Raw genomic sequence first — 5,346 nt, forward strand, 5'->3', positions numbered from 1 at the left:
ACTTATCCGGCTGAACAACGGCCCGCCGGTGAATTTCTGCAAGCCTTCCGTCGATCCCATGTTTCTCAGCATCGCCAAGGCTTACGGGCCGGGGGTGCTGGCATTGATGTTAACGGGCATGGGCCGTGACGGTTTTGATGGCGGCAAAGCCGTCGTTAACGCCGGCGGGACCGTCATCGCCCAGGATGAAGACTCCAGCATTGTTTGGGGGATGCCGGGCGCCGTGGCTATGGGCGGACTGTGCAGCGCTGTTTTGCCGCTGAAGGATATTCCTTCTTATCTGAGGAAAGCGGCCACCGGCGCCAAGGCGTGAGGCAGTAAAAAAAGCGCCGGCCATAAGGCCGGCGCTTTCGTATTACGCGATTCAACCGATCATGCCCGAGGCTCGGACTCATAAGCCCCTGCCGCCGGATCCTCAAAGATGGGAATAAACCTGCTGAGGATGAAGTAGACGATGAACGGCGCCGACAGGATGCCGCAGGCCACGATCAGGCCTTCTCTGCCCAAGACTTCAAACTGGTAGCTGACGAACCCACGATCCGACTTGGAAATAAGCTGCCCGCCGATGACCACGTTGAAACGCATGAACAGCACCTGCATGACCAGCAGGAAGCAGGCGATGTTGGTCCAAAGAATAGTCATCTTGTCGGACATCTTCTTCAGCACGATGAAGCCGAGAAGGACGACCGGGATGACCGACAGGGTAAGCACCTGACCGTAGATGAAGGAGTACTTCAAGGTCGGGCCGGTCAGCAGCGGATAGACGACTTCCCAGTGATGGCCGTGTTCGTACTTGGCGAACATGATTTCAAGCATCTCAAGCACGAAGTCGAGAATGAAAAAGCCCCACAGGAACGCCACGAACTTTCTCATCATCGGCATATCAATCGGCTGCTTGCGCTTCCACATCAGGAAGCAATACATCAGCATCAGCATGGCCATGCCGCTGACCACCGCCGACATCAGGAAGATGATCGGCTGCAACGGCGTCGCCCACCAGGCGATGGATTTCACCGAACCGAAGATGAAGCCGACATACCCGTGCAGGGTGAAGGCCCAAGGAATGCCGATTCCGGCCAGGATGGTGGCGAACTTGTGATCCACATGGGCGGCCTCGGGAGTGTATCTTCTGATGCCGAGCGTCAGCACCCTGCAAATGAGTCCGAACAGCCCGCCTGCGCCTTCGTTGGCCTTCTTGATGAAGAAGGGACGGTAAATCAGCCATATTTCCAGCATCAGCACGACCATGTAACTTCCATACACATAACCGAAGATGCTCATCGCCGAGGTCAGGTGAGGCGTGGCGTAGATCTCGTAAGCCCTTTGCGGCTGCCCGAGGTGGAACAACAACGGCACCGCCGCGAACAGACCGAAGCAAAAGGCGGCGATCAGGGCGAAGTTGCCGATGGGATGGAATTCTTTCACCTTGAAGACGTGCGACAGGCCGGAGACCACGAAGGCGCCGGCGACCAGGCCCGTGATGTACGGATAAATGACGATCATGACCGACCAAAAAACGTGCTCGTTGTTCGGAAACACATAGTTGATCATCGCGTCGCCGGGCAGACTTTCTAATCCTAAAGCACCCATCAGATTACCTCCTTCGGCAATCCCACGTAAAATACCGAGGGATCCGTATGCATCTGCGGCTTGAGAACCATCCACTGACCTTCATTGAAGATTTTGGTGACCTCAGCCTCGTTATCGTTCATATCGCCCCACAGTCTGGCCTTGTTGGGGCAGACGGTGACGCAGGCGGGACGCATTCCCTTTGACGTCCGATGATAGCACCATGAACACTTGTCGGCCTTATGCTCCACCGGATTGATAAAGCGCACCGCGTAGGGACAGGCCTGAACGCAATAAGCGCAACCGATACAATGCGTCCAGTCCACCAGAACATGCCCTTCGGGGGCCTTGAAAGTGGCGCCGACCGGGCAAACCTGCACACAGGGCGGCTGATGGCAGTGGTTGCACAGTTTGGGAACGGTGAAGGACCTGATGGCCTTTTTCCTGATCTCCTCGTTGTAGTGCTCAAAGCCTTCGAGGGCGCCCTTGGGGGATTCCACATAGACGCCTTCGTTGGTGAGCAGATACCTTTCGACCCAGGTCCTGAATACGGTGTCCGGCACGCTGTTTTCACGCTTGCAGGCGCGAACGCAGTTACCGCAACCGATGCAGTTATTGATGTTAATCACATATATCCAATGGTGCTTGGCTTTATACGGATCGGGAATATTTTCGGGCAGCGCAAACTTTTTCGTAGCGGCCACGCCGGGACCGGACGCCATGAGAACGGTGGCGGCTGCCGTTCCCGCAAGAACATTTTTCAGGAACTCGCGTCGCGGGTCCGAATAGTTTTCCCCGGTGACCGGTATTGATGCTTTGTTCATATGCAACCCCTTGAGTTTCGTAGTCATCTGAATGCCCCCCTTCCTTATGGCGTCGGATTGTGGGGGTCGTGGCACTTGAGGCACATAATTTCCTGCCCCTCGGCTTGCCCCTCAACTTGACCGGAAATGAAGGCGTTATGCTTTTTGAACTTGGGGTCCAGTCTGAACTGTTTGAACGCAGCGGGTTTATTGATCATCTCAAGATGGCAATTCCTGCATTGCCACATGACGGCGGCCTTTACCGGATTTTTAACGATAACGGGGACCGCAGCCCCTTCGGGAACAACCGTTCCTCCATTTTTTTCATGCGCCGCCTGCAAATGCGCCGGCCATCCGTAAGCCAGAGGCGCCGCCGCTTTCTTCAGGGAAGTCTTCTGTTCATCGCTGAACTTTCCTTTAAGCAAGGTTTCAAGTTCTACCTTGGTGGCGTCGATATGATCGCCGAGAGCGCCATGGCAAGAGTCGCAGGAGACCCCCTTGTGCATGCTTTTATTGAACATCTTGCCGATTTTCTCATGACATTCTCTGGCGCAGGCTTTGTTGTCATTGGCGTAAGCCGGAACCTGCGTCTGCATGTCGTCAAGAGACTTAAGCCGGAACCAGTTGCTCATGTCATGGTTCCAGGTGGCCGGCGTGGCCAATGATTTTGCCGTGACAAAGACAACGAAACCGACGGCGAACACTGCCGCCAACCTTATAAGGTGGGCCGTGGGTGATGGCTTCTTCATTGTGTTTTCCCTAGTTGTTCCCCCCAAGAAAGCGATCAGGGCAAATGCCCCCGACGCTTCCAGTTCGCTGCCGGATCAAAGCCATAAAACAGCATGGCCCGATTAATCCGGCAAACCTCCCCGCCGCAGCCGACCCCTCCCCAGGAGCCGGCTCCCATCTTCATCAAGAAACAAGACGGGAGCCTGGGCCGCAACACTTAATCCGACAAATCTTTTTTTATCCTCAGCTCTTGGGCAGCGTCTTGAGGTGGGCCAGAATATCCAGGGCCACCTGCCCGTCCAACGCCCGCAACGACGGCATTTTACCCATGGGATTGCCGTTGATGAGATTATGCAAAACACGTTGCGGAGCAATATTAACCCTTGCTCCCAGCTTCATCGCCATGTCCTTGGGATATGAACCGTCAAGCTTATGGCAACCGACGCAGATAGTTTCAAAGTATCCCTTGCCCTTGGCGGCGTCGCCGCCCTTGGCGAGAAGCGCGGCGGTGTCTACCTGGCCCTTGCTGACGAAGTTGGCGAGGTCCTTCATTGCGTCCTCTTTCATAACGGCGCCCAGATCGTGGGTGGCGTCCTTGAGGACGGCGATGATCTTGGCCGGATCGGCGCCGGCCGACTTGGTTATGCCGCCGGCGGCGGTTTCATCTTCGGTGCCCTTCTGTTGGCCGTCTTTGCCCTTGTAGTCCCAGCCGTGGCAAGACTTGCAACGCCATGTGGTGTCGCCGGTCTGCTTGTTGCCGGCGGCCGGCTTCCAGGATTTGTGATCTTTGCCCGGATCCGCAGCTCCGGTCATCTTGAGCCAGTTATCATAAAGGCGCCCGCCGTTGACGATTGAAACCATGTCATCGGCCTCATCGGCGGCGACCGGCGCAGGCATTAAAGCAACCGCGCCGACCATGAATGCTCCGGCAACGGCCGATAAAGCAGATTTACGGATAAAGCTCGACATCCTTAATTCTCCCCTCACAAATTAAACCCCCCAGCCTTCAAAAACGGAAGACGCTTGCGACGGGATGATACTTTGTCTTCTTATAAAGTCCACTGTAAAAATGTCGGTTTTGTTTATTTGCTCCGGAAACCGCCATATTTTATTGCCCTGCCCCAACCGCCAAGATATTGTTTCAGCGTGTCGATAGTAATCTTGATAGACATGGACGGAAGACATTGCGTGTTTTAATTGCCGATGACCATCCGCTGGTGCACGAGGTTCTTGCGTCATTGCTGGCCACCATCGACGAGAAGGTGGAAATTCAACGGGCTGAAAGCTACGTGGAGTTGCTGGGCATCCTTTCAGGGGATCGCGGCTTCGATCTTCTGATCTCCGACCTCTACATGCCGGGCATGGATGTATTGCCCGGACTCAACATGGTCCGGCAGGTGGCCCCCGAGATTCCGACAGTGATTTTTTCTGCCGAGGAAAGCCCGGCGATCATAAAACGGGTGCTTAGTTGCGGCGTCGCCGGTTATCTCCTCAAGACGGAACATCCCGGCAATATCCTGCGCGATTTACGCAGGGTCCTGGGCGGTCAGTCCATAGCGCCGGTCATGAATGAGACGGAGGACATGTCGTCGGCGCCGGGCCATTCCGCCCTCCTGGACGAGAGGCTCGGTTTACGGGGTCCGTCTCTTCCGGGAGAAGTACGGCTGGCCGTCAAGGTGCTGGATCGTTTTGTGTTCGGCATTGCGATACTGGATAAGGAAGGCAAGGCCACATACATGAATTCAAGGATGGCCGATCTGCTCCTAAGCGGCAAATGCCTCTCGGTCAGACCGCCCAATAATTTGTCCTGCGTCAACCAAAGGGACCGCAAGGCCTTGGCGCTGTTCCTTAAATCACCACGGTCCAGCATCGCTCCCCTGCATGTAATGCGGCTGGAATGCTCTGAACGACCGGCGGATAATCTTATGCTGGTGCTGCTGCCCCTCAAGAGAGAAACCGATATGCTCTCGCAGACTAACATCCATATGATTATGTTGGTTCTCCAGCCGGAACGATCAGTCGATCTGCCTTTTGCGGTCCTCTCCGATCTTTACGGCCTCTGCAACCACGAGATAAAGCTCCTTCAGGCGCTGGTGAACGGGCAAAGGGTCAATGAGGCGGCGCAGGAACTGGAAATCACCGTCAATTCGGCGCGCACTTATCTGAAAAACATTTTAAACAAGACCGGAACCCGTCGGCAGGCGGACTTGATCAAATTGGTCACGGTGGGGTTCGGGCTGTTGAT

Annotated in this window: 4 protein-coding genes and 2 pseudogenes (1 of these 6 only partly in view); 2 read left to right on the forward strand and 4 right to left on the reverse strand. The window is 55.4% G+C overall.

Annotation, left to right across the window (positions count from 1 at the left end; all coding sequences use genetic code 11):
- A pseudogene (locus tag A3H92_10830) lies at positions 1 to 313 on the forward strand (hypothetical protein) (it extends 801 nt beyond the left edge of the window).
- Positions 314 to 372: 59 nt separating this feature from the next.
- Here the strand turns inward: A3H92_10830 and A3H92_10835 are convergent.
- The 4 genes from A3H92_10835 to A3H92_10850 all read right to left on the reverse strand — a co-directional run bounded on the left by A3H92_10835 (position 373) and on the right by A3H92_10850 (position 4,019).
- Positions 373 to 1,590 carry a hypothetical protein gene (locus A3H92_10835; GenBank protein ID OHC74397.1) on the reverse strand — a complete coding sequence of 406 codons (1,218 nt, stop codon included), beginning with the start codon at positions 1,588 to 1,590 and terminating at the stop codon, positions 373 to 375.
- On the reverse strand, positions 1,590 to 2,291 hold the full coding sequence (locus A3H92_10840) for a hypothetical protein (protein ID OHC74401.1): 702 nt from the start codon (positions 2,289 to 2,291) through the stop codon (positions 1,590 to 1,592). Before A3H92_10840 ends, A3H92_10835 begins: the two co-directional genes overlap by 1 nt.
- Positions 2,292 to 2,437: 146 nt before the next feature.
- The gene (locus tag A3H92_10845) at positions 2,438 to 3,076 is read right to left on the reverse strand and encodes a hypothetical protein (protein ID OHC74398.1); all 639 of its coding nucleotides are present in this window, start codon (positions 3,074 to 3,076) and stop codon (positions 2,438 to 2,440) included.
- Positions 3,077 to 3,344: 268 nt separating this feature from the next.
- The gene (locus A3H92_10850; protein OHC74399.1) at positions 3,345 to 4,019 is read right to left on the reverse strand and encodes a hypothetical protein; all 675 of its coding nucleotides are present in this window, start codon (positions 4,017 to 4,019) and stop codon (positions 3,345 to 3,347) included.
- A 266-nt stretch (positions 4,020 to 4,285) separates the two neighbouring features.
- Between A3H92_10850 and A3H92_10855 the strand changes: the two are divergent.
- A pseudogene (locus tag A3H92_10855) lies at positions 4,286 to 5,346 on the forward strand (hypothetical protein).

The sequence above is a fragment of the Rhodospirillales bacterium RIFCSPLOWO2_02_FULL_58_16 genome, from assembly GCA_001830425.1.
In the GTDB taxonomy this organism is placed as follows: Bacteria; Pseudomonadota; Alphaproteobacteria; order Rhodospirillales; family 2-02-FULL-58-16; genus 2-02-FULL-58-16.

Bases quoted from the DNA above. Each gene is read 5' to 3' on its own strand.
- A3H92_10835 (OHC74397.1), bottom strand. From the start codon at position 1,590: ATGGGTGCTTTAGGATTAGAAAGTCTGCCCGGCGACGCGATGATCAAC.
- A3H92_10850 (OHC74399.1), bottom strand. From the start codon at position 4,019: ATGGTCGGCGCGGTTGCTTTAATGCCTGCGCCGGTCGCCGCCGATGAG.
- A3H92_10840 (OHC74401.1), bottom strand. From the start codon at position 2,291: ATGGCGTCCGGTCCCGGCGTGGCCGCTACGAAAAAGTTTGCGCTGCCC.